The sequence below is a fragment of the Pseudomonas guariconensis genome, assembly GCF_015680235.1.
Taxonomy (GTDB): Bacteria; Pseudomonadota; Gammaproteobacteria; order Pseudomonadales; family Pseudomonadaceae; genus Aquipseudomonas; species Aquipseudomonas guariconensis_A.
In genome coordinates, this window is sequence record NZ_JADLJL010000047.1 from 1 (window position 1) to 24,170 (window position 24,170).

General features: G+C 64.5%; 20 protein-coding genes and 1 tRNA gene. 12 read left to right on the top strand and 9 right to left on the bottom strand.

Features of this window, described 5'->3' with window-relative positions:
- Positions 1 to 233 precede the first annotated feature (233 nt).
- The 6 genes from IRZ56_RS21560 to IRZ56_RS21585 all read left to right on the top strand — a co-directional run bounded on the left by IRZ56_RS21560 (position 234) and on the right by IRZ56_RS21585 (position 6,720).
- Positions 234 to 1,460 (top strand): SfnB family sulfur acquisition oxidoreductase, encoded by a 1,227-nt coding sequence (locus tag IRZ56_RS21560; RefSeq protein WP_196146801.1) that lies wholly within the window; start codon positions 234 to 236, stop codon positions 1,458 to 1,460.
- Positions 1,461 to 1,597: 137 nt separating this feature from the next.
- Positions 1,598 to 2,797 carry an SfnB family sulfur acquisition oxidoreductase gene (locus IRZ56_RS21565; RefSeq protein WP_196146802.1) on the top strand — a complete coding sequence of 400 codons (1,200 nt, stop codon included), beginning with the start codon at positions 1,598 to 1,600 and terminating at the stop codon, positions 2,795 to 2,797.
- The gene (locus tag IRZ56_RS21570; RefSeq protein WP_196146803.1) at positions 2,797 to 4,185 is read left to right on the top strand and encodes an LLM class flavin-dependent oxidoreductase; all 1,389 of its coding nucleotides are present in this window, start codon (positions 2,797 to 2,799) and stop codon (positions 4,183 to 4,185) included. The genes IRZ56_RS21565 and IRZ56_RS21570 overlap by 1 nt, the downstream gene beginning before the upstream one ends.
- Positions 4,178 to 4,978, top strand: a complete 801-nt coding sequence (locus IRZ56_RS21575; RefSeq protein ID WP_196146804.1) for a MetQ/NlpA family ABC transporter substrate-binding protein — start codon at positions 4,178 to 4,180, stop codon at positions 4,976 to 4,978. The genes IRZ56_RS21570 and IRZ56_RS21575 overlap by 8 nt, the downstream gene beginning before the upstream one ends.
- 1 nt (position 4,979) lies before the next feature.
- Positions 4,980 to 6,086 carry a methionine ABC transporter ATP-binding protein gene (locus IRZ56_RS21580; protein WP_196146805.1) on the top strand — a complete coding sequence of 369 codons (1,107 nt, stop codon included), beginning with the start codon at positions 4,980 to 4,982 and terminating at the stop codon, positions 6,084 to 6,086.
- Positions 6,076 to 6,720, top strand: coding sequence for a methionine ABC transporter permease (locus IRZ56_RS21585; RefSeq protein ID WP_196146806.1), 645 nt, complete (start codon positions 6,076 to 6,078; stop codon positions 6,718 to 6,720). Before IRZ56_RS21580 ends, IRZ56_RS21585 begins: the two co-directional genes overlap by 11 nt.
- Before the next feature lie 56 nt (positions 6,721 to 6,776).
- Here IRZ56_RS21585 and dibA read toward each other — a convergent pair whose 3' ends face one another.
- Positions 6,777 to 8,714 (bottom strand): phosphodiesterase DibA, encoded by a 1,938-nt coding sequence (gene dibA / locus IRZ56_RS21590; protein WP_196146807.1) that lies wholly within the window; start codon positions 8,712 to 8,714, stop codon positions 6,777 to 6,779.
- Between the two features lie 151 nt (positions 8,715 to 8,865).
- Between dibA and desA the strand changes: the two genes are divergently transcribed.
- Both desA and IRZ56_RS21600 read left to right on the top strand, forming a co-directional pair.
- Positions 8,866 to 10,050: a delta-9 fatty acid desaturase DesA gene (desA, locus tag IRZ56_RS21595; RefSeq protein WP_196146808.1), complete on the top strand. Its 1,185-nt coding sequence runs from the start codon at positions 8,866 to 8,868 to the stop codon at positions 10,048 to 10,050.
- A gap of 99 nt (positions 10,051 to 10,149) precedes the next feature.
- Complete coding sequence (locus IRZ56_RS21600; RefSeq protein ID WP_328312028.1) at positions 10,150 to 11,181, top strand: sensor domain-containing diguanylate cyclase; 1,032 nt, start codon at positions 10,150 to 10,152, stop codon at positions 11,179 to 11,181.
- A 99-nt stretch (positions 11,182 to 11,280) separates the two neighbouring features.
- Here the strand turns inward: IRZ56_RS21600 and IRZ56_RS21605 are convergent, their stop codons facing one another.
- The 8 genes from IRZ56_RS21605 to IRZ56_RS21640 form a co-directional block, all read right to left on the bottom strand.
- Entirely contained in the window at positions 11,281 to 12,489 is a 1,209-nt protein-coding gene (locus IRZ56_RS21605) for an HDOD domain-containing protein (protein ID WP_196146809.1), read from the bottom strand.
- 138 nt (positions 12,490 to 12,627) lie between these two features.
- The gene (gabT, locus tag IRZ56_RS21610) at positions 12,628 to 13,905 is read right to left on the bottom strand and encodes a 4-aminobutyrate--2-oxoglutarate transaminase (protein ID WP_196146810.1); all 1,278 of its coding nucleotides are present in this window, start codon (positions 13,903 to 13,905) and stop codon (positions 12,628 to 12,630) included.
- Positions 13,906 to 14,086: 181 nt separating this feature from the next.
- On the bottom strand, positions 14,087 to 15,529 hold the full coding sequence (gabD, locus tag IRZ56_RS21615) for an NADP-dependent succinate-semialdehyde dehydrogenase (RefSeq protein WP_196146811.1): 1,443 nt from the start codon (positions 15,527 to 15,529) through the stop codon (positions 14,087 to 14,089).
- Positions 15,530 to 15,854: 325 nt separating this feature from the next.
- Positions 15,855 to 16,130, bottom strand: a complete 276-nt coding sequence (locus tag IRZ56_RS21620; RefSeq protein WP_196146812.1) for a gamma-butyrobetaine hydroxylase-like domain-containing protein — start codon at positions 16,128 to 16,130, stop codon at positions 15,855 to 15,857.
- Positions 16,130 to 17,092: a HEAT repeat domain-containing protein gene (locus tag IRZ56_RS21625; protein ID WP_196146813.1), complete on the bottom strand. Its 963-nt coding sequence runs from the start codon at positions 17,090 to 17,092 to the stop codon at positions 16,130 to 16,132. The genes IRZ56_RS21620 and IRZ56_RS21625 overlap by 1 nt, the downstream gene beginning before the upstream one ends.
- A 28-nt stretch (positions 17,093 to 17,120) precedes the next feature.
- Positions 17,121 to 17,366 carry a 4Fe-4S dicluster domain-containing protein gene (locus IRZ56_RS21630; RefSeq protein ID WP_043208219.1) on the bottom strand — a complete coding sequence of 82 codons (246 nt, stop codon included), beginning with the start codon at positions 17,364 to 17,366 and terminating at the stop codon, positions 17,121 to 17,123.
- 159 nt (positions 17,367 to 17,525) lie between these two features.
- A complete protein-coding gene (locus IRZ56_RS21635) occupies positions 17,526 to 19,250 on the bottom strand; it encodes a fumarate reductase/succinate dehydrogenase flavoprotein subunit (protein WP_196146814.1) in 1,725 nt (574 codons plus the stop codon).
- Positions 19,247 to 19,996 carry a GntR family transcriptional regulator gene (locus IRZ56_RS21640; RefSeq protein WP_196146815.1) on the bottom strand — a complete coding sequence of 250 codons (750 nt, stop codon included), beginning with the start codon at positions 19,994 to 19,996 and terminating at the stop codon, positions 19,247 to 19,249. The genes IRZ56_RS21635 and IRZ56_RS21640 overlap by 4 nt, the downstream gene beginning before the upstream one ends.
- A 236-nt stretch (positions 19,997 to 20,232) precedes the next feature.
- Between IRZ56_RS21640 and IRZ56_RS21645 the strand changes: the two genes are divergently transcribed.
- The 4 genes from IRZ56_RS21645 (at position 20,233) to IRZ56_RS21660 (ending at position 24,096) form a co-directional block, all read left to right on the top strand.
- Positions 20,233 to 20,309 (top strand) — tRNA-Arg (locus tag IRZ56_RS21645).
- 213 nt (positions 20,310 to 20,522) lie between these two features.
- On the top strand, positions 20,523 to 21,521 hold the full coding sequence (locus IRZ56_RS21650) for an Abi family protein (RefSeq protein WP_196146819.1): 999 nt from the start codon (positions 20,523 to 20,525) through the stop codon (positions 21,519 to 21,521).
- Between the two features lie 148 nt (positions 21,522 to 21,669).
- Complete coding sequence (locus tag IRZ56_RS21655) at positions 21,670 to 23,403, top strand: dipeptidase (protein ID WP_196146816.1); 1,734 nt, start codon at positions 21,670 to 21,672, stop codon at positions 23,401 to 23,403.
- A gap of 255 nt (positions 23,404 to 23,658) precedes the next feature.
- Positions 23,659 to 24,096 (top strand): CBS domain-containing protein, encoded by a 438-nt coding sequence (locus IRZ56_RS21660; RefSeq protein WP_196146817.1) that lies wholly within the window; start codon positions 23,659 to 23,661, stop codon positions 24,094 to 24,096.
- The last annotated feature ends 74 nt before the right edge of the window (positions 24,097 to 24,170 follow it).

Below are 24,170 nucleotides of genomic sequence, written 5' to 3' on the forward strand. Positions count from 1 at the left end.
ACCCGCAACCACCCCCCGCCACCCCGCCCCCCACCCGGCCGCCCCCAACCCCTGCCGCCGCCGGTTGCCCGGCGATTACGCAATGCTTGGCCAACCAAGACCCTACCTTCTATACATAGTCCAAAAAGTTAGTTCATAAAGTTTTTATAAGCGCATACGGTATATAGACCGGACCACCGGACCAGCAAATGTCTGTCGCTATCGGCGACGTTTTCAACTTTGTGAGGTAAGGAATGGTCAGGTCCACCAGCGATCTCGACAGCTCGCCCCTGTTGCTGCCGGCCACGGTGCTGCAAAACGACGCCCAGGCCCTGCAAGCGGCCCGCGAATTGGCAAATACCGCCCGCCAGCAGGCCGCGCGCCGTGACCAGCAGCGCAAGCTGCCATGGACGGAAATCGAACAGTTCACCCGCAGCGGCCTGGGCAGCATCAGCATCCCCAAGGCCCATGGCGGCCCCGAAGTCTCCTTCGAAACCATCGCCGAAGTGTTCCGCCTGATCAGCGCCGCCGACCCGGCCCTGGGGCAGATCCCGCAGAACCATTTCGGCATCATCCAACTGCTGCGCCTGACCGCCACCGAGGCCCAGCAGGCGGCGCTCTTTCGCTCCGTGCTCGATGGCTGGCGCATCGGCAACGCCGGGCCGGAACGCGGCACCAAGGACACCTTGACGCTCAAGGCGCGGATTACCCGTGACGGCGATCGCTATCGCATCAGCGGTGAGAAGTTCTACTCCACCGGCGCTCTGTTCGCCCATTGGGTGGCGGTCAAGGCCCTGGACGACGAAGGCCGTCAGCGCCTGGCGTTCGTGCGCCGGGGCAGCCCGGGCTTGCGGATCGTCGACGACTGGTCCGGCTTCGGCCAGCGCACCACGGCCAGCGGCACCGTACTGCTCGACCAGGTGCCGGTCGAAGCCGACCTGGTGATCGACAGCTGGCGCCTGCGCGAGGTGCCCAGCACCCAGGGCGCCGCCTCGCAACTGATCCAGGCGGCCATCGACGCCGGCATCGCCGAAGCGGCCATCGAGGATGCGATCGGCTTCGTGCGGGAAAAATCCCGCCCTTGGATCGAGGCCAAGGTCGAGCGCGCCAGCGACGACCCCTACGTGATCGCCGACATCGGTCGCCTGAAGCTCGAACTGCATGCGGCCCAGGCCCTGCTGCGCAAGGCGGCCCGCGTGCTCGACGAGACCAATGCAGGCCCGATCGACGACGAAGCCGCTGCACGCGCCTCGATCGCCGTGGCCGAGGCCAAGGTGCTGACCACCGAGATTGCCTTGCAGGCGAGCGAGAAGCTCTTCGAACTGACCGGCAGCCGCGCCACGCTCGCCGAGTTCAACCTCGACCGGCACTGGCGCAACGCCCGCGTGCACACCCTGCATGACCCGGTGCGCTGGAAATACCACGCCGTCGGCGCCTGGCACCTCAACGGCACACGCCCTGCGCGGCATTCCTGGATTTGATTGGAGAGCCTGGGGGCTGCTGCTCAGCCCTTTCGCGGCACAAGGCCGCTCCTACAGGGGTACGCGCTCTCCTGTAAGACCGGGCTTGCCCGCGAAAGGGCCGCGAAGCGGCCCCGGCGCTCCCACTGGAGAAACACATGAACGCACTGACCACGCCCAAACCGGCGCTCATCACCTCTGACGCCCAGGCCCTGGCCGTCGCCGAGGACCTCGCCCAGCACCTTCGCCGCGACAGCGCCCTGCGCGACCGCGAACGTCGCCTGCCCCACGCCGAACTCGACCTGTTCACCCGATCCGGCCTGTGGGCCATCAGCGTTCCCAAGGCCTTCGGCGGTGCAGGCGTATCCAACGTCACCCTGGCCAAGGTCGTGGCCCGCATCGCCCAGGCTGATGCCGCCCTGGGGCAGATCCCGCAGAACCACTTCTATGCCCTGGAAGTGCTTCGGGTGAACGGCACCCCACAACAGCAACAGCGCCTCTACGCCGAGGTACTGGCTGGCCGGCGCTTCGGCAATGCCCTGGCCGAACTGGGCACCCGCACCGCCCACGACCGCACCACCCGCCTGACCCGCGAGGGCGACGGCCTGCGCATCGATGGCCGCAAGTTCTATGCGACCGGCGCGCTGTACGCCCAGCGCATCCCCACCTCGGTGGTGGATGCCGACGGCGTGCAACACTTGGTATTCGTGCCCGCCGACAGCCCCGGCCTCAAGGTGATCGATGACTGGAGCGGGTTCGGCCAGCGCACCACCGGCAGTGGCTCGGTGGTGTTCGACAACGTGCCCGTGCGCAGCGAAGACGTCGTGCCCTTCCAGAGCGCCTTCGAGCGCCCCACCCCGGTCGGCCCCCTGGCGCAGATCCTCCATGCCGCCATCGACACCGGCATCGCCCGCGCCGCGCTCGACGACGCCCTGCACTTCGTGCGCACGCGCAGCCGCCCGTGGGTCGATTCCGGCCTCGACAAGGCCAGCGACGACCCGTTGACGCTCAAGAGCTTCGGCCACCTCGCCATCCGTCTGCACGCGGCCGAGGCGCTGCTGGAGCGCGCCGGCGAATACCTCGACCGGGCCCGCGACGACAGCAACGCCGACAACGTCGCCGCCGCCTCCATCGCCGTGGCCGAGGCCCGGGCGATCAGCACGGAGATTTCCCTCGCCGCCGCCAGCACGCTCTTCGAGCTGGCCGGCAGCCAGGCCACGCTGGCCGAGCACAACCTCGACCGCCACTGGCGCAACGCCCGGGTACATACCCTGCACGACCCGGTGCGCTGGAAGTACCACGCCATCGGCAACTACTACCTCAACGGGGAAAACCCGCCACGCCGGGGGACCATCTGATGGCCAGGCAGATCCTGCTCAATGCCTTCAACATGAACTGCGTCGGGCATATCAACCACGGCCTGTGGACCCACCCACGGGACACCTCGACCCAATACAAGACCTTGGCCTACTGGACCGACCTTGCACGCCTGCTCGAACGCGGGCTGTTCGACGGCCTGTTCATCGCCGACATCGTCGGCACCTACGACGTCTACGGGCAGTCCGTTGACGTGCCCTTGAAAGAATCCATCCAACTACCGGTCAACGACCCGTTGCTGCTGGTCTCGGCCATGGCTGCCACCACCGAGCACCTGGGCTTCGGCCTCACCGCCAACCTCACCTACGAGGCGCCCTACCTGTTCGCCCGGCGCCTCTCCACGCTCGATCACCTGAGCGGCGGCCGGGTCGGCTGGAACATCGTCACCGGTTACCTGGACAGCGCCGCCCGGGCCATGGGCCTGGAGCGACAACCCGAGCACGATCGGCGCTATGACCAGGCCGACGAATACCTGCAGGTGCTGTACAAGCTGCTCGAAGGTAGCTGGGATGACGACGCGGTCGTCGTCGACCGCGAGCGCCGGGTCTATGCCCAGCCCGACAAGGTGCACAAAATCCGTCACCACGGCGAGTTCTACAAGGTCGAGGGCTACCACCTGTGCGAACCCTCGCCCCAGCGTACCCCAGTGCTGTTCCAGGCCGGCAGCTCGCCCCGTGGCCTGGCCTTCGCCGGCCACCACGCCGAATGCGTGTTCATCGGCGGCCAGAGCCAGGAAGCCACCCGCGCTCAGGTCGACAAGGTGCGCGCCGCGGCCCGGGCCGCCGGCCGCGACCCTCAGGCGATCAAGGTCTTCCTGGGCATCACGGTGATCGTCGCACCTACCGAGGCACAGGCCCGCGCCAAGCATGCCGAGTACCTGCGCCATGCCAGCGCCGAAGCGGGTGTGGCGCATTTCGCCAGCTCCACCGGCATCGATTTTGCCGCCTATGGGCTCGACGAGCCGATCGGCTTCGCCAAGGGCAACGCCATCCAGTCCGCCACCCGCCAGTTGCAGGACAGCGCCTGGACCCGTCGCCGTCTGCTGCAGCAACACGCCCTGGGCGGGCGCTACGTGACCCTGGTCGGCGCACCTGAGCAGGTCGCTGAGCAATTGATCGAGTGGATCGACCAGACCGGCCTGGACGGCTTCAACCTGACCCGCACCGTCACCCCGGAAAGCTACGAGGATTTCATAGACCTGGTGGTACCCGAGCTGCAACGCCGTGGCCGCTACAAGACCGCCTACGCACCAGGCACCCTGCGCCAGAAGCTGTTCCAGGCAAACCACCCCTACCTGCCCGCCGGCCACCCTGGCGCCAGCTACCGCACCCCCACCAACGCCCCGACTGGAGCCCTGCACCATGCTTGAGAAACTGTTCCGGCCCGTCGCGGCCGTCGTCCTGTCCGTAGGTATCGCCGCCGGCGCTCTGGCCGCCGAACCCCTGAAGATCGGCACCACCGCCGCTTTCGCCATCCCGCTGGAAACGGCCGTGGAGGAGGCGCACAAGCAAGGTCTGGAGGTGAAGCTGATCGAGTTCAGCGACTGGATCGCGCCCAATGTCAGCCTGCAGAGCGGCGATATCGACGTGAACTACTTCCAGCACATTCCCTTCCTGGAGAACGCCAAGGCCGCCGCCGGCTTCGACCTGGTGCCCTACGCCCCGGGCATCATCAACAATGTCGGGTTGTACTCGAAGCAGTACAAGCACTTCAGCGAACTGCCCGAGGGCGCCAGCGTGGCCATCGCCAACGACCCGATCAACAGCGGGCGCGGGCTGCAGCTGCTGGCCAAGGCCGGGTTGATCACGCTCAAGCCGGGTGTGGGCTACAAGGCCACCGAGGACGACATCGTCGCCAACCCGAAGAAACTGAAGATCCTCCAAGTGGAGGCGGTGCAGCTGGTGCGTGCCTATGACGACGCCGACCTGGTCCAGGGCTACCCGGCATATATCCGCTTGGCCAACAGCTTCGACGCCACCTCGGCGCTGCTGTTCGACGGCCTGGAGAACAAGGAGTACGTGATCCAGTTCGTCATTCGCCCGCAGAGCAAGGATGACCCGCGCCTGGCGAAGTTCGTCGATATCTACCAGCATTCGCCCGCCGTGCGTGCGGCCCTGGACAAGGCCCACGGCAGCCTCTACCAGGCCGGCTGGGAGGGTTGAGATGAGCAGCGCCAACGCCCTCGGGGCACCCCTTTCGAACCTACCGCCGGCCCTGGCCCGCCAGCACACCCTGCGCCCGGAGGTCAACGAAGCCCATGTGCGCTTCATCGGCCTGGGCAAGACCTACCCCGGCCAGGAGCAGCCCGCACTGCACGGCATCGACCTGAACATCCGCCGCGGCGAAATCTTCGGCATCATCGGCCGCAGCGGTGCCGGCAAATCGTCCTTGCTGCGCACCATCAACCGCCTGGAACGGCCGAGCCAGGGTCGGGTGCTGATCGACCAGGTGGACATCGCCGCGTTCGATGAACAGCGCCTGGTAGCCCTGCGCCGACGTATCGGCATGATCTTCCAGCATTTCAACCTGATGTCGGCCAAGACGGTGTGGCAGAACATCGAGCTGCCGCTGAAGGTGGCCGGTGTGCCCCAGGCCGAGCGCCACCGCAAGGTGCGCGAGTTGCTGGAATTGGTGGGCCTGGCGCACAAGCACTCCGTATACCCAGCGCAGCTGTCCGGCGGGCAGAAGCAGCGTGTCGGCATCGCCCGCGCGCTGGTGCACGACCCCGAGATCCTGCTGTGCGACGAAGCCACCTCGGCCCTGGACCCGGAAACCACCGCCTCGATCCTCGAGCTGCTGCGCGATATCAACCAGCGCCTGGGCCTGACCGTGGTGCTGATCACCCATGAAATGGCCGTGATCCGCGATATCTGCCACCGAGTCGTGGTGCTCGAGCGCGGCGAGGTCGTCGAGCAGGGCGAGGTCTGGCGGGTGTTCGGCACACCTCGGCACGCAGTGACCCGGACCCTGCTGGCACCCTTGCAAGCCAGGCTGCCGGCCGCACTACAGGCCAGCCTGCGTGCAGAGCCTGGGAAAGGAGCTGCCGTGGTGCTGCGCCTGAGCCTGCTGGGCGAGCCGGCACTGTCGGACCTGTTCAGCGACCTGGGCGGGCGGGTGCGCCTGCTTCAAGGCGGCATAGAGACCATCGGCGCCCATGCCCTGGGGCAGTTGATCCTGTCGGTGCAGGGCTCGCCCCATGAGGTATCGCACTTGCTCGAACGTGCCCGCAATTGGGCCGAGGACGCGGAGGTACTGGGCTATGTGGTTTGATCGCCTGCTCGAAGGCTTGCTCGACACGCTCCTGATGGTGGGGGTGTCATCGCTGGTGGCGCTGCTGGTGGGTGTCCCGATGGCGGTCTTCCTGGTGACCAGCGACAAGGGCGGCATCTTCGAGGCCCCCTTGCTGAACCGCACCCTGGGCGCCATCGTCAACCTGTTCCGCTCGATTCCGTTCCTGATCCTGATGGTCGCGCTGATCCCCTTCACCCGCCTGGTGGTCGGCACCACCTACGGTGTCTGGGCCGCGGTTGTACCACTGACCATCGCCGCCACGCCGTTCTTCGCCCGTATCGCCGAGGTGAGCCTGCGCGAGGTCGACCACGGTTTGGTGGAGGCCGCCCAAGCCATGGGCTGCCGGCGCTGGCACATCGTCTGGCATGTGCTGCTGCCTGAGGCGCTGCCGGGTATCGTCGGTGGCTTCACCATCACCCTGGTGACGCTGATCAACTCCTCGGCCATGGCCGGCGCGATCGGTGCTGGCGGGCTGGGCGACATCGCCTACCGGTATGGATACCAGCGGTTCGACAGCCAGATCATGCTGACCGTGATCGCCATGCTGGTGGCGTTGGTGGCGGTGATCCAGCTGGGCGGGGACCGGCTGGCCAAGGGGTTGAACAAGCGGTAGGTTTTTTGCAGCCAGTGTGGGAGCGGGCTTGTCCCGCGATTAGGCCTGGCCCAATATCACCGTCGCCTGGCAAGGGCTTCGCCCTTGATCGCAGGACAAGCCCGCTCCCACAACACCCCCGCCGGCACCGGCCGCCCGAACCAGTACCCCTGCCCCACATCGCACTGCTGTTCCAACAGGAACCGTGCCTGTTCGGCCTGCTCGATCCCTTCGGCATGCACCTGCATGCCCATGCTTCGGGCCAGGGCGATGATCACCCGGACGATGGCGATATCGTCCTCGTCGTCGGGCAGCCCGGCGACGAAGCCCTGGTCGATCTTGAGCTTCTGCACCGGTAGGCGCTTGAGCCGCAACAGCGACGAGTAGCCGGTACCGAAGTCATCGATGGCCAAGTTCAGCCCCAGCTCGCGCAACCGGTGCAGCTGCTCCAGGGCCACCTCCGGGTCCTCCATCACCGCACTCTCGGTCACTTCCAGCTCCAGCAGCGCAGGGTCCAGGCCTGTGTCATGCAGCACCTGCGCCACCTGCCGGTACAGCTCGCGCTGGCCAAACAGCCGGGCGGATATGTTCACCGCGACGAAACGCAACAGACGTCCTTCACGCTGCCACTGCGCCATTTGCTTGCACGACTGGTGCAGCACCCAGGTATCGATCTCGGCGATCAGGCCGGTACGTTCGGCGATGGGAATGAACTCTCCCGGCGACACTAATCCACGGGTGGGGTGCTCCCAGCGCACCAGCGCCTCGACGCCAACCATCTGACCGCTGAACAGGTCGTGCACCGGCTGGTAGAACACCCGCAGCTCCTGATGCTCCAGGGCCCTGCGCAGCTCGCCGGCAGTCTCGACCCGATGCTGGGCATGGGCAGTCAGTTCCTCGGTGTACAACGCATAGCAGGCGCGGCCGTTGTGCTTGGCCTTGCCCAGCGCCGCGTCGGCGTTACGCAGCAGTTGCGCGGCGCTTTGGGCATCGCTGGGGAACAGGCTGATGCCGATGCTGATGCCAATGAACAGGTGTTGGTCGTCGAAGATGAACGGCTCGCGCATGCGCTCCAACAGGGTCTGCGCCAGGGTCGCCGCGTGGGCCACCTGCTCGCAGCCCTCGACCAGCACGCCGAACTCGTCACCGCCCAGCCGCGCCAGGGTCACGCCGCTGCCCACGGCTTCGCGCAAGCGCTCGCCCACCAGCTTGAGCAACTGATCGCCCACGGTATGGCCAAGGCCTTCGTTGATGCTCTGGAAATGGTCGAGGTCGAGCAGCAGCAACGCACAGCCACGTTTCTGGGCCTGGGCGCTGGCCAGCGCTTGCGCGGCACGGTCGCTGAACAGCAGGCGGTTGGGCAGGCCGGTCAGCGGGTCGTGGTGCGCCAGGTAGGCCAGTTCCTGTTCAGAATGCTTGATCGCGCTGATGTCGCTGAACACCGCCACGTAGTGGCTCAGGGCTCCGCTGTCGTCGCGGATCGCACAGATGGTCTGCCATTGCGGGTAGATTTCACCGCTCTTGCGCCGGTTCCAGATCTCCCCGCTCCACTCGCCCTTTTCCGCCAGCGCGGCATAGATCTGTTGGTAGAAATCGGGGCCATGGCGGCCCGACTTGAACTTGCTCGGGCGCTGGCCGATGACTTCGTCCCGGCTGTAGCCGGTGATGCGCATGAAGGCACGGTTGACGTGCACGATCAGGCCACTGCTGTCAGTCACCAGCACGCCTTCGAGGGTGCTGTCGAACACCGCCGCGGCCATGCGCAGGCGTTCGCGGTCCTCGCTGCGCAGGCGTGCACCGATGCCGATGAACGTGAGCAAGCGGGCCCGCGAGATGAAGATCAAAGCGGCGCTGACCAACACCCACATGAACACGCTGGCCTTGCGCCAGGCCGCCAACTGCTGCGGGTCCAGGAACGAGCCCTGCAACACGTACTCGGACGCCACCAGCCAGAGCATCGAGAACACCAGGTACAACGCAGCCATGCGCAAGGCGTCGCGAACGGAAACAGACATGTCGGGTGGGTAAGCCCATGAAAAATAATGGGGCATTATAAAGGCATGAAACATGCCGTGACTTGCTAGCGGAAAGGTCGACTGGTTTTATTTCGCCACCCAGGGATAATGCCAGCGCTGTTTCCCTGTTTTTTCGAGGGTTTCTATACCTATGTGGTACTACGGTCTACTCGACTTGTCGGCCTGGCAACTGGTCGGCGTCACCCTACTGATGACCCATGTGACGATCATCAGCGTCACGATCTACCTGCATCGCTATTCCGCCCACCGTGCCCTGGAGCTCAACGCCGGGCTCAAGCACTTCTTCCGCTTCTGGCTGTGGCTGACCACGGCGCAGAACACCCGTGAGTGGACGGCCGTGCACCGCAAGCACCACGCCAAGTGCGAAACCCCCGACGACCCGCACAGCCCCGTGCACAAGGGCCTGGGCACCGTGCTGCGCAAGGGCGCCGAGCTGTACCGCGAGGAGGCACGCAACCCCGAGACCCTGCGCATCTACGGCAAGAACTGCCCGGACGACTGGATCGAGCGCAACCTTTACTCGCGCTACAAGCTCGGTGGTATCGCGCTGATGGCGGTCATCGACCTGCTGCTGTTCGGCACCATCGGCATCACCATCTGGGCGATCCAGATGATGTGGATTCCGTTCTGGGCCGCCGGCGTGGTCAACGGCCTGGGGCACGCGCTGGGCTACCGCAACTTCGAATGCCGCGACGCCGCCACCAACCTGGTGCCCTGGGGCATCGTGATCGGTGGCGAGGAGCTGCACAACAACCACCACACCTACCCCAACTCGGCCAAGCTCTCGGTCAAGCGCTGGGAGTTCGACATGGGCTGGATGTGGATTCGCCTGCTGTGCCTGCTGCGCCTGGCCAAGGTGCAGCGCGTGGCGCCCATCGCCCACCGGGTCGCAGGCAAGGCGCACCTGGACATGGACACCGCCATGGCGATCCTCAACAACCGTTTCCAGATCATGGCCCAGTACCGCAAGCTGGTCATCGCGCCCCTGGTCAAGCAGGAGCTGGCGCGGGTCGACACGTCGGTGCGCCATCGTCTGCGCCATGCCAAACGCCTGCTGTCGCGTGAAACCAGCCTGCTGCAAGACCGTCATCACGTACGCATCGAATCCATGCTCGCCCACAGCCAGGCACTCAAGACCATCTACGAGAAACGCCTGGCCCTGCAACAGATCTGGGCCCGTACCAGCGCCAACGGCCACGACATGCTGGCCGCCATGAAAGACTGGGTGCACGAAGCCGAGGCGAGCGGCATCCAGGCCCTGCGCGACTTCGCCGGCCAGCTCAAGACCTACTCCCTGCGCCCTACCGGGGCCTGATCGCCGTTGATCGGCACGCCCTGCCCAAGGGCGTGCCGGCCGGAACTTCGCCGCCTGTTCCCGACTCAAACCCGGCATATCGCCCGCGTGGCGGGCCGGATCGTGGCCGCACGCTTCAATGCCGAGAACCGCTCCGTGCTCATGGCCAAAGACCTCACACCGACCTTGCCCGGCACTGCGCCGCCGGAAGCCGCCCAGACCTTGCTCGCCCTGCTCCATGCCCAGGGTGAAGTCGCCCGCCTCAGCGAACGCGAGCAGCTCTACAGCTCGCTGCTCGACAGCGTCAACGCCGTGCTCTGGGCCTTCGACTGGGAAACCCACCAGGTGCTCTACGTCAGCCCCGCCTACGAGCGCATCTTCGGCCGACCCGCCAGCCTGGTACTGGCCGACTACAACGAGTGGCGCGACAGCATCTACCCTGACGACCTCGAATACGCCGAGCACAGCCTGGCGCAGGTGCTGCTCCATGGCGCGGTGGAAAACCGTGAGTACCGCATCATCAATGCAGCCGGCGAGATACGCTGGCTGAGCGACAAGTGCTACGTCAACCAGCAGCGCGAGACGGACCAGCGGGTGATCATCGTCGGCATCGCCGAGGACATCACCGAAAAGAAGCAGCTCGAAGGCGAGCTGCAACGCCTGGCCACCACCGATGTGCTGACCCAGAGCAGCAACCGCCGGCACTTCTTCGAGTGCGCCTGCCAGGCGTTGGAAACCGCCCGCGAGGAAGGCACGCCCTTGGCCTTCCTGCTGTTGGATATCGACGATTTCAAGCGTATCAATGACAGCTATGGCCACCAGGAAGGCGACCAGGTGCTGCAGCGCATCGCCGACAGCGGCCGCGCCGTGCTACGCCGGGGGGATTTGTTCGGACGCATCGGTGGCGAGGAGTTCGCCGCCGTGTTTCCTGGTTGCAGTGCCGAAATCGCCGAACAGATCGCCGGTCGCTTGCAACGGGAAATCCAGCGCCAGCGTTTCAGCCATGGGGCGGAAACCTATGGCGTTACGGTCAGCCAGGGCGTGACCGGGCTGACCGATGGAGACGACAGCATCGACACCCTGTTCGCCCGCGCCGATGCGGCCATGTACCAGGCCAAGCGCCAGGGCAAGAACCAAATCGTTCGGGTGTAGGCCAGTGCCGGCCTAATGACAAGTCGCGTCGCCGTCCCGCCGCTCCCACAAGGGCCTGCAAATTCCGCGGTTGGAGCGGTACTGGTATACCCCTGAGATTCAGCCTTCGACCTTGCGCAGCCGGCTCAACTCCGCCACCCCCAGCTTGAGCAACCGGGCTGTCTTGTTGCCGGCCACTTTCTCCAGCCCCTGCCCGGCCGGCAACCGCGACAACTGCCCGGCCAGGTTCATGGCCAGGATCTCCCGCGAATACACCCCGCCGCCCAGCTGGTAGATCGCCGCGATCAGCTCGCGCAGCCCCAACGGCAAGCGCCAGCGCGTGCGCAGCGCCGAACCGAAGGCGGCGCCGTATTCGTCGAGCGCTCGTTGCACCTGGTCTTCATCCAGCTCGCCACCGGCCAGGCGCCACTCCTGCAGGCAGCGCAGCACGGCCAGGTCGCCCAGGCAATGCAGCAGCCCCGCGCAGTAGCACCGCTCCTCTTCCAGCTCCAGCAGGCGCGCCAGGCTGCGCGCATATTCGGCGGTGTGCAGCGAGAGGTCCCAGTAACGGGCCGCAGAGTCGGCCAGCAGCGGGTCGCTCAGGCGTGCGCTGCGCTTGAGGGTCAAGCCCAGGATCAGGTTCATGCTCTGGGTACTGCCCAGCTTGCCCAGCGCCTGCAGCAGCGTCTGCACCGGCACTTCGCTGTGCAGGGCGGCGCTGTTGGCGGCGGCAATCAGCACGGCGGTGATCTGCGGGTCGTTGCGCAGCTCCTGTTCGAGCAGCTTGAGGTCCAGCCCCTGAGGATCGAGCGCACGCTTGATCGCCACCTGCACATCGGCGAACAACGGGCCACCATCGGCACTGGCCCTGCGTTGTTCCAGGTAGGCCGGCAACGTGATCCCCGGCGGTAATGGCGCCACCGGGCAGGCGATCTTTTCGCCGACCTCCAGCAGTTTCTCCAGACGTTGGCGCAGGTTGTCCAGGTCCAGGGGTTTGCTCAGGTAGGCCGTGGGGTGCAACGGCAGCACTTCGTGCACGCTGGCGCTGTCGTTGCGCTCGCTCATGAGGATGAACGGCAGCGCGGGTTTGTGCCCCTTGGCGCGCACGTTGCGCAATAGGTCGAGGCCATCGACGCCGGCCAGCTCACGGGCAGCGATGATCAGGTCAGGCTTGCTCGCCAGCGCGGCCAGGGCCTCGGGGCCGTTGGCACAGACTTGCAAGCGTGCATCGCAACGCACGCTGAGCAGCATCTCGCGGAGCATGTCGCGCACCCAGGGGTCGCCTTCGGCAATCAGGACACAAGGCGGGGTGGGGTTTGCAGCGCTCATCGGCGACTCCTGGCAATCCTCTATAATGCGATCTATCGCAGCATCCAAGCACATCCATGGCACAACGATAGCGCTCCGCTCTGGCGTTGGGCATAAAAAAACCCGCCGAAGCGGGTTTTTTTCTGACGCTGGTCACATTCAGGCCAGCTCGGCGAAGCACTCTTCGATGATCGCCAGGCCCTTGTCCAGCAGCGCATCTTCCGCAGTCAGCGGAACCAGGATACGCAGGACGTTGCCGTAGGTGCCGCAAGACAGCAGGATCAGGCCCTTGTCACGCGCCTTGGCCACAACCTGGGCGACGGCGGCAGCGTTCGGGGTGTGGGTGCCTTTCTCGAAGACTTCCACGGCGATCATCGAGCCCAGGCCACGGACATCACCAATGATCGGGTGCTTTTCCTGGATCTTGCGCAGGCCGGTGGTCAGACGCTCACCCACGGCCTTGCTGCGGTCGAGCAGCTTCTCTTCCTCGAACACCTTGATGACGGCCAGGGCCGCGGCGCAGGCGATCGGGGAACCGGCGTAGGTGCCGCCCAGGCCGCCCGGGGCGATGGCGTCCATGTACTCGGCCTTGCCGCACACACCGGCCAGCGGGAAGCCGCCAGCGATGGACTTGGCGAAGGTGGTCAGGTCAGGCGCGACGCCCATCTGTTCCATGGCGAAGAAGGTCCCGGTACGGCCAGCGCCGGTCTGGACTTCGTCGGCGATCAGCAGGATGCCGTGCTGGTCGCACAGGGCGCGCAGGCGCTGCATCAGCTCTTTCGGCGCCGGCAGGAAGCCGCCTTCGCCTTGTACCGGCTCGAGGATGATCGCGGCGATGTCGCGCGGCTCGGCGTCGTTCTTGAAGATGCGCTCGACCGAGGCGATGGCGTCGTCGACGCTGATGCCGTGCAGCTCGCTCGGGAACAGAGCGCGGAAGATGCCGCCCGGCATCAGGCCCATGCCAGCGGAATACGGCACGACTTTACCGGTCAGGCCCAGGGTCATCATGGTACGGCCGTGGTAGCCGCCGGTGAAGGCGATCACGCCGGCGCGGCCGGTGGCGGCACGGGCGATCTTCACGGCGTTCTCAACGGCTTCGGAACCGGTGGAGACCAGCAGGGTCTTCTTGGCGAAGTCGCCTGGGACCATCGAGTTGATCTTCTCGCACAGCTCGACGTAGGGCTCGTAGGCCAGCACCTGGAAGCAGGTGTGGCTGACCTTGGTCAGCTGCTCTTGCACAGCCGCGACCACTTTCGGGTGCAGGTGGCCGGTGTTCAGTACTGCGATGCCGCCGGCGAAGTCGATCAGTTCGCGGCCTTCAACGTCGATCACGGTCGAGTTCTTCGCGGTGTCGACGAAGATCGGGTGGATCTGGCCAACGCCACGTGGGACAGCGTTGACACGGCGTTGCATCAAGGATTCGTTGGTCTTGCTCATAATGCCCTCATTCGCGCCGACTCAAGATGGCGCTGTTATTCGGGGGTGGTTCGGTGCACCCACGCACAGTATTCGTTGATCGACTGTCGTGAATGCCCTGGCCACCAGGTACTGCGGTGTCAAAAAGGCCAGCGAGACGTCGCTCTCGCGCCCCGCTGGCAGAGGGAAAATCAATACGTGATCAGACGCTGATGCACAGGTACTTGATCTCGAGGTAGTCCTCGATACCGTACTTGGAACCTTCGCGGCCCAGGCCCGAGGCCTTGATGCCACCGAACGGCGCCACTTCGTTGGAGATCAGGCCGGTGTTGATGCCAACCATGCCGTACTCCAGGGCCTCGGCGACACGGAACACACGGCTCATGTCACGGGCGTAGAAGTACGAAGCCAGGCCGAACTCAGTGTCGTTGGACATGGCGATGACTTCGGCCTCGTCCTTGAAGCGGAACAGCGGGGCCAGCGGGCCGAAGGTTTCTTCCTTGGCCACGGCAGCGCTCTTCGGTACATCGACCAGGATGGTCGGCTCGAAGAAGTTGCCTTCGATCAGCTTGCCGCCGGACAGCACCTTGGCGCCCTTGGAAACTGCGTCTTCGATGTGCTCCTGGACCTTGGCCACAGCCTTGCCATCGATCAGCGGGCCAGTGGTGGTGCCTTCTTCCAGGCCGTTACCGATCTTGAGCTTGGCCACGGCAGCCTTGAGCTTCTCGGCGAACGCGTCGTAGACGCCGTCCTGCACATAGATACGGTTGGCGCAGACGCAGGTCTGGCCGTTGTTGCGGTACTTGGAGATGATCGCGCCCTCGACCGCCTTGTCCAGGTCGGCGTCGTCGAACACGATGAACGGGGCGTTGCCGCCCAGCTCCAGGGAAACCTTCTTGATGTCCTTGGCGCATTCTTCCATCAGCTGGCGACCGATTTCGGTCGAGCCGGTGAAGGACAGCTTGCGAACCAGGGAGTTGCCAGTCAGCTCGCCGCCGACTTCGCCAGCGCTGCCGGTGACCACGCTCAGCACGCCAGCCGGGATGCCGGCACGGTTGGCCAGCTCGACCAGGGCCAGGGCGGAGTACGGGGTCTGGGAGGCAGGCTTGAGGACCATGGTGCAGCCGGCAGCCAGGGCCGGGCCGGCTTTACGGGTGATCATCGCGGCCGGGAAGTTCCACGGGGTGATGGCCGCGGTAACACCGATTGGCTGCTTGATGACGATCAGGCGCTTGTCCGGCTGGTGGCCCGGGATGACATCGCCGTAGACACGCTTGGCTTCTTCGGCGAACCACTCGATGAACGAGGCGGCGTAGGCGATCTCGCCCTTGGCTTCGGCAAGCGGCTTGCCCTGCTCGGTGGTCATCAGGCGGGCCAGGTCGTCCTGGTGCTCGATCATCAGCTCGAACCAGCGACGCAGCTTGCCGGCACGCTCCTTGGCGGTCAGCGCACGCCAGGCCGGCAGCGCCTTGTCGGCGGCCTCGATGGCGCGGCGGGTTTCGGCGGCGCCCATCTTCGGCACGGAACCGATGACTTCACCAGTGGCCGGGTTGGTCACCTTGATGGTCTGACCGTTGTCCGCGTCCAGCCATTCACCGTTGATGAAGGCTTGCTGGCGGAACAACTGAGCGTCTTTGAGCTGCATGTCGGATTCCCTTGAAAGCACCGTGCACGGACGGGGCTAATTATTGATTGTTGAAAGGCGCCCCAGGGGCGCCATCAGGAATTCTTGCACCAGGGGTGTTCAACGCCTGGGCATCGAGCGTTTGAAATCTCAAACGGAATGCTAAGCGGCTGCTGGGGTGTTGGACAATAGGCTGTTCGAAAAAAAGAACGAACGGTTGAACACCGGTGGCCGCTCCTGGCGCCACTGAACCCTGTGGGAGCCGGCTTGCCGGCGATGAGGCCAGTAAAGGTTAGCCCAGTGTCTTGAAGGAAGAACGGCTTTGGGACCGACGGCCTGCGCAGCTTCACCCCAGGCTATGCAAATAGGCCCAAGGGTAGATGCCCCGGTCATGCCCGTCGCTGAAGACCAGCTGCACCCCATACCCCTGCAACGCGACACGCACTACGCGCACATCCTCGCGTACCAGGGCGATCCCACCCCGCAACGCCGCCGCCCGGCATTGCGAACAAGGGCAGGCGCCGCGCAGCCGCGCATGGCTGACCACCTGCAAGGTTTCGCCCCACTGAAACGTCAGCTCGCCTTGCCCACGCAGGTTGCGCACGGCGCTCGGCGCGTCCATCACACCGCGCCTTGCAACTGGGCCAGGGCAATGCGCACGGCCTTGCGCACTTCCGGGTCACCATCGGCTTCGGCGGCCTGCAGCACAGGCAACGCCCGGGCCTGGCCCAGCTCGCCCAGGGCCAGGGCGACCTCCTTGCGCAGGTTCGCGATGCCGTGGTCTAGCAAATCGGCCAAGGGCTCCAGCGCTTCGCCGTGGCGCAGTCGCCCCAAGGCCCGGGCTGCGCGCAGGCGCACCTGCCAGTAAGCGTCCTTCAGCGCCTCGACCAAGGCCGGACCCGCCTCGCCCAGGCCGACCTTGCCCAGCGTGGTGGCCGCCTCCTCGCGTACCTGCCAGGCCTCGTCGCGCAATGCCGTGACCAGCGCCGGTAGCACACTGGCATCGCGGGCCAGCCCCAGTGCACCGATCGCGGCGCGGCGCACCTCGATGTCCGCCTCCTCAGCGGCCAGCCGGGCCAGGGCCGGCAAGGCGGGCGCGTGTTTCAGCCAGCCGAGGATGCCCACGGCCTCACGGCGTACGGCAGCCTCCGGGTCATCGAGCGCTTTCAAGGCCGGGCACGCCGCCTCTTCCAGGCGCAACTCGCGCAGCGCCCGTAGCGCGCTGGCGCGCACGAAGCCGTCGGCATGGGTGACCCAAGGCAGGATGAGCAGGCCGGTCTCCACGGACTTGAGTTCGCTCAGGCTCTGGGCCGCGGCCTGGCGCACCGGCTCGGCAACGTCGGCCAAAGCCGCGCACAGCGCTTGAACCACCTCGGGTGTTTCCCAGGCTTCCAGCAAACGCGCGGCCTCGGCGCGCACCTCGGGGTCGCTGTCCACCAACAAGGCGTCGGTCAGCCAGGGCAGGCCGTCCGCGTCTTCCAGGTCGGCCAGTTCGATCAGGGCGATGCGCCGCACGCCTGCGTCGGCATCGGCCAGGCGGGGTAGCAGTTCGAGGATCTCGGGGTTGTCGGTTCGATCAGTCATGGGCGGCTCTTTCGCTCAAGGCTCAGGGTCAGCGCAGCAGGTAGGGAATGTCCACCTTCACTGCGCCGGTCGGGCAATCCTTTTCGCACGGCATGCAGTACCAGCATTCGTCGAAGGCCATGTAGGCCTTCTGGGTAGCCGGGTTGATGGCCAGAAGGTCCATCGGGCAGACCTCGACGCAGACGGTGCAGCCTTTTTCGGCGATGCACTTGTCTTCGTCGATGGTGACCGGGGCATTGCTGCGAAAGAAGATTTCTTGGGGTTGGTAAGCCATTTCAGGGCTCCTTGAAGCCTGTGGTTCACATGCTTGTTTTCGAAAGACTGCCGGCCCGATCGCGGGACAAGCCCGCACCCACAGGTACGGTGGAGTCATCCAAACGGCGACCGGCCTGTGGGGGGCTTGCCCCGCGATTGGGCCGCACAGCGGCCCCGTTCACGCAGCGTCGGCCTTCACCCGCAGCCGGTCGTATGCGCTCTGCTCCTGGGCATCCAGGGCAATCAGGTACGGCTCGACCGGCTTCTTGAAACTGGTCATCCGCCCGTCCTCACCCTTCTTCAGATGGCAATGGCAGAACCACTCGCCATCGTTGCGCTCGGGGAAGTCGACCCGGTGGTGATACAGCCCCCAGCGGCTCTCCTCGCGAAACAGCGAGGCCCGCGCCGCCATCTCGGCGCAATCACGGATCACGCTCACTTCCATGGCGCGCATCAGCTCGTGGGGGTTGCCGGCCTTCATCTGCGAAAGGTCCCGCTCGATCTCGGCGAAACGCGCCAGGCCGATCTCCATCTTCTTGGTCACCTTCGGCGGCTGCAGATAGTCGTTGACCATGCGCCGCAGCTTGTACTCGACCTGGGCCGGCGGCAGGCCGTGCTCACGCCGCAGTGGGGCGAACACCCGCTCGCGCTCGCGCTCCACCTGGGCCGCGTCCACGTCGGCCAGCGCGCGCCCGGCCACGTAGCGGGCGGCGTTGACCCCGGCGAACCAGCCATAGGTGAACGCACCCAGCATGTAGTTGTGCGGCACCGCGGCCATGTCACCGGCGGCGTACAGGCCTTGCACACTGGTCTCGGCCTTCTCGTTGACCCAGACGCCCGAGGCCGAATGCCCGGAACAGAAACCGATCTCGGAGATGTGCATCTCCACCATGTGCTGGCGATAGTCGGTACCGCGCCCGGCATGGAACTGGCCACGGCTGGGGCGTTCGTTGCTGTGCAGGATCTGCTCGATGTCCTGGATGGTTTCCTCGGCCAGGTGGTCGAGCTTGAGGAATACCGGGCCGTTGCCACCCTCCAGCTCCTGGTGGAACTCCCACATCATCTGCCCGCTCCAGTAGTCGCACTCGATGAAGCGCTCTCCCTTGCCGTTGGCCGTGTAGCCGCCCAGGGGGCCGGTGACATAGGCGCAGGCCGGGCCGTTGTAGTCCTTGATCAGCGGGTTGATCTGGAAGCATTCCAGGTTCGCCAGCTCCGCCCCGGCGTGATAGGCCATGGCATAGCCATCGCCAGCATTGGTCGGGTTCTCGTAGGTACCCATCAGATAGCCCGACGACGGCAGGCCCAGGCGCCCGGCCGCGCCACAGGCGAGGATCACCGCCTTGGCGCGGATCACCTGGAATTCGCCGCTGCGGCAGTCGAAGCCCATCACCCCGGCCGCAGCGCCTTCGGCGTCCAGCAGCACACGGGTGCAGACCATGCGGTTGCTGATCTCGACCCGCGCACGCTTGAGCTGACGATAGAGCACTTTCTTGATGTCGTGGCCCTCGGGCATGGGTAGCACGTAGGCCCCCATGTGATGCACCTTCTTCACCGCGTAGTCGCCGGTTTCGTCCTTCTCGAACTTCACACCCCAGCGGTCCAGTTGTTCGAGGGTCTCGAAGCTGTGGGTGGCGTAGGCATGCACGGCGGCCTGGTTGACGATGCCGTCGTTGGCCACGGTGATTTCCTTGGTGTACTGCTCCGGCGTCGCATGGCCGGGGACGATCGCATTGTTCAGGCCATCCATGCCCATGCTGATGGCACCGCTGCGCTTGACGTTGGCTTTTTCCAGCAGCAGCACGCGCAGGGTCTTGTCCTGTTCCTTGGCCTTGATCGCCGCCATGGGCCCGGCAGTGCCGCCGCCGATGACGATGATGTCGTAGTCACGGGTGTCGATGGTCATGCCTTGGCTCCTTTCTGGCGGTCGATACGCAGGCGGTACTGGAAGGCATCGCCGCGGTAGTACAGGTGTTCGAAGTCCAGCGGCGTGCCGTCGGCGGCGTGGGTGAGGCGCTCGATGCGCATGATCGGCGAGCCCTCCTCGACCTCCAGCGCCTGGGTCAGGTCGCGGTCGGCGAGCACCGCGTCGATGGCCAGGTCCGCATGGCCCAGTGGGATGCCGCACTCGTTCTCCAGCAACAGGAAGATGTCGCAGGTGGCCAGGTCGGCCTTTTCCAGCTTCTCGCCCACGGCCTGGGGCAACCAGGTCAGCTCCAGCGACACCGGCTCGCGGTTGATCAAGCGCACACGGCGGATCTCGGTGACCAGGCTGCCCTCCTCCACCTGCAGCCGCGCCGCCACCAGCGCGTTGGCCGGCACATGGCGAAAGCTTCGCAGTCGGTTGAGCACCTCGTAGCCCATCTGGGTCATGGATTCGGCCAACCCCTGCAAGTGGGTCACGTTCTGGAACGCCTTGGGCTTGGCCACGAAGGTGCCTTTACCGTGGATCTTGAAGATCAGCCCCTCCTTCTGCAGGTCGCCCAAGGCCTGGCGTACGGTGATACGGCTGACGTCGAACGCCTTGCCCAGCTCGCTTTCCGACGGCATACGGCTGTGGGGTGGGTAGGTGCCGTCCAGGATGCGCTCGCGCAGCACTTCCTTGAGCTGGGTATAAAGCGGTACCGGGGACAAGGGGAGCAATTCGGCCATGGTTCTCTTCGCTATAGGGATACTTGTTATAACAAGTTGTGACCAGAGCATAGCGAGCATAAGAGCGGTTCAGGAAATACCGATATCGAATAAGGTTATGGCGCCCTTATGACGAGGCAAGCCCGTTTCCCCGAGCGTTGCCTTGCCAAGGCATGCGCCACCGCCCTGTGGCAAAAAGAGCTACAGATCAAGGCGATGGACGCCACCTAAGGAGATGGGTATCATTGCGCCCCGTTGCACTCGTAGCTCAGCTGGATAGAGTACTGCCCTCCGAAGGCAGGGGTCGTGGGTTCGAATCCCGCCGAGTGCGCCATACCTGAAGCCCTGGGAGAATTCCCGGGGCTTTTTCGTTTGTGCTGAAGCCTTGCAAGATGCGTTTACATCTCCACCGATCAGCACAGCGTCAATCTCCTTGCAAAACGGGGCACAGCTCCATAACCTTGACCACAACACACCCGCCATGCCTCTGGCTGCTTCGGCAACCATGCACAAATTGAGCGGGTTTTTTTTGCCTGGCCAATTTCCTATGAAGCGCTTTCTCAAGCCCGCTATCGGTGTTCCCGAGCAATTGGCATTGCTAATAAGGCGCGGGCTTGTTATTCAAAACGAAGCCAAAGCGCTTTGTTTTCTGGAGGCAGTCAGCTTCTTTCGCCTCACGCCCTACATGCGCCCCTTTCAGATTTCCGCTGACCCGGACCACGGCTTTAAACCAGGAATCAAGCTGAGCTCACTTACCCGCTTATACGATTTCGATCGTCGCTTACGGTTGCTGGTTATCGACGCGGTCGAGCGGATTGAAGTAGCGACACGCACCGCAATCAGCAACCATATGGGACCTGCGTATGGGGCGCATTGGTATTTGGAGCGCGAGCTGTTCCAACATGGCTATCGTCATCAAGAGCTTCTCGATGCGATACGTGACAAGCAAGAAAAAGCTTGCCGCGACTATCTACGAGAATGCCAACGTATCGATAAATCCAGCATGCCCATGCTTCGCAAACAGCAGCTCAAAGGTCTGAGAGGCAGGGAAAGCTATGCACGCCACTACTCCCTGAACTATGACACGCCGACGCTGATGCCTGCCTGGGCTGCGATGGAGGAAATCACACTAGGTGACCTTTCCCACTTGTTCAAAGGCTTGGCCAGGGATGCTGACCGTAAAGCTATTGCTCGCCGGTTGGCGTTGCCCGGCCCCCTCCTGCAATCCTGGCTGCACACCCTCACCACCATTCGGAATATTTGTGCCCATCATGCACGCTTGTGGAATCGTGAGTTGGGAATCCGTCCCGAGTTGCCCAGATCCGTCACATTCCTCTGGCCCAAGCACCTCCAACATCCTGGTCCGCATGCCCGTGTATTCACCGTTCTGTGCATCCTCAACTTACTGATGCGCCACGTGAGCCCTCATACCAGCTGGGATCGTCGTCTTCATGATTTACTGGCCGAGTTTCCGGAAGTCCCATTACATGCCATGGGCTTTCCGAGTGATTGGCAAGAAGATCCGTTCTGGCAGATAGGGATTTAGAGCAGCCCTTCGAAGACTTCCCAGCTTTTTCGTTTGTGCGTCAGTGCCATTGTGCCTCTCCCCTGAGGCGGGTCATTGGTGTTAGCGTGGGTGCCTTCCCGTTCCTACGGGTACCTTTTCCATGCTCTGCGAAGGACTGCGCTGACCCATGACCCTGAAAAAACTCACCACCGCCACGCTATTGCTCGCAAGCCTTGGGCTGTTCGCCGGCCATGCCCAGGCCAACCTCACGCCACAGCAATCTGCCGCCATTCTCAAGGCCTACGATGGCAGCGACCCGGCTGGCTTCCGCCAGTTCCTGGGCAAACTGGCAGAGAGCGACCTGGCCAAGGCAGACAACCTGGCCGACACGGTAAAGGTCTACCTGGCCAACAAGCCGCTGTCGGCCGACCAGCAGAATGAAATCAACCGCCTGCTGGGCCTCTACACCCGCATCAAGTACGGTAAGGCCGCCACCGAGACCTTGCGTGAACTGGTGGCCATCCCGACGTTCCAGGTCGAGGGCGTGCCACAGCACGAGAACCCCGAGTTTTTGAAGATTGCCGACAAGATCAAGGCCCTGGCCGAGGGCTTCGGGCTGGCCTTCCGCAACGTCGACAACCGGGTCTATGAAATCTCCCTGGGCGACAACGACAAGGAAGTCGTCGGTATCCATGCCCATGCCGACGTTGTGCCGGTGAACCCGGACAACTGGAAGCTCGAGGACGGCACGCGCCTGGATCCGTTCAAGGTCACCCTGGTGGGCGACCGCATGTATGGCCGCGGCACCGAGGACGACAAGAACGGGATCGTCGTGGCGCTGTACGCCTTGAAAGTGGCCAAGGATGAAAAGCTGCCGCTGGCCCGCCAGTTCAAGCTACTGGTGGACACCACCGAGGAAACCACCGGCGAGGCGATCCCCTATTATTTCGCCCGCAACCCCAAGCCCAACTACAACCTGGCCCTGGACGGCGGCTACCCGGTGGTGATCGCCGAAAAAGGCTACGGCACCGTGATGGCCAGCTTCCGTCGACGCCCGGCCACCGGCAAGGGCGCCGAAGTCACCCAGCTGACAGGCGGGTTGGCCACCAACCAGATCCCCTCCACCTCGGTGGCGACCTTGCTCGGCGACAACCCGGCCGCACTGGCCGAGGGCCTGAAGAAAGCGGGCGATGACTACGTCAAGCGCAACGGTGGCGACTTCACCATCGATGCCAAGGTGGCCGGCAAGGAGGTGATCCTGACCGTCACCGGCGTCTCGGCCCACTCCTCGGAGCCGGAGTCGGGGGTGAACCCGGTGGCGCGCATGCTCGACTTCCTCAATGGCCTGGGTGATCGAGTACCGCTCAAGCACAACCACATCACCGACGCCGCCCGCTACGCAGCCGACAACTGGGGCCTGGACTACCTGGGCAAGAAGCTGGGCGTGGGCTTCGAGGATGCATTCATGGGCCCGCTGACCGCCTCGCTGACCTACGTCGGCCTTGACCAGAAGGCTTTGAAGCTCGCAGTCAACCTGCGCATTCCGAAAGGCAAGCCGATCGCCACGATCAAGGACGAGTTGGCCGACAAGCTGGGCACTTGGGCACGTGGTAGCCATACCTCGGTGGCCTTCGAATACAGCCTCGACGAGCCGATGTACCGCAACCCGGAAGGCGAGTGGGTCAAGGCCCTGCTCGACGTGGCGACGCAGAATCTCGGTTTGCCCCACGAATTCGGCACCTCCGCCGGCGCCACGTCAGTGCATGACCTGCCCAACGGGGTGCAATTCGGCTTGGCCATGCCCAACGTGAAGTACACCGGGCACAACGATAACGAGTTCAAGACCGTGGAGCAGTTCATGCTCGATTTGCAGATCGTCAGCGAGATGGTCGCGCGGATCGGGCAGATGCCTAAGCTGTAGCGGCCAAGCCTAAGTGGACTGTGGGAGCGACTGACTTGAATTGCTTGTCCGGCCAATCGCCGGCAAGCCGGCTCCCACAGGTACGGCGGTGTCTGCGAAGACAGCGCAGGCCTGGTGGGAGCGGGGGGCAGTGCCGTGTCTTGCATGACGTTTTTCAATCGCGTCGATGCCGTTTCCTGCATTGTCGTGCAGGTCGGCATACCGGATGCTTTAGTTAAATCGACCCAGCGATTTTTCCACTCTGCAGAGGCACGTATGAAGAACGTCGAACAACTGCTCAAGACCAAGTCACAACATCAGACCGTCTACACCATCGGCCCTGACGACTCGGTGCTCGACGCCCTGAAACTGCTGGCGGAAAAGAACATCGGCGCGCTGCCGGTGCTGGAAGACAACCAGGTGGTGGGGATCGTCAGTGAGCGCGACTACGCACGCAAGCTGGTGCTCAAGGGCCGCTCTTCCGCCGCCACCCCCGTGCGCGAGATCATGAGCGCGCCGGTGGTCACGGTCGAGCCCAAGCAGAACCTCGAGTACTGCATGAACCTGATGACCAACCGCCACCTGCGCCACCTGCCGGTGGTCAGCAACGGCGAGCTGCTCGGCCTACTGTCGATCGGTGACCTGGTCAAGGAAACCATTGCCGAACAGGCCAACCTGATCCTGCAACTGGAGCAGTACATCCGCGGGGAATAAGAAGTTGGGGCCGCTTCGCGCCCCTTTCGCGGCACAAGGCCGCTCCTACAAAACCTGTAGGAGCGGCCTTGTGC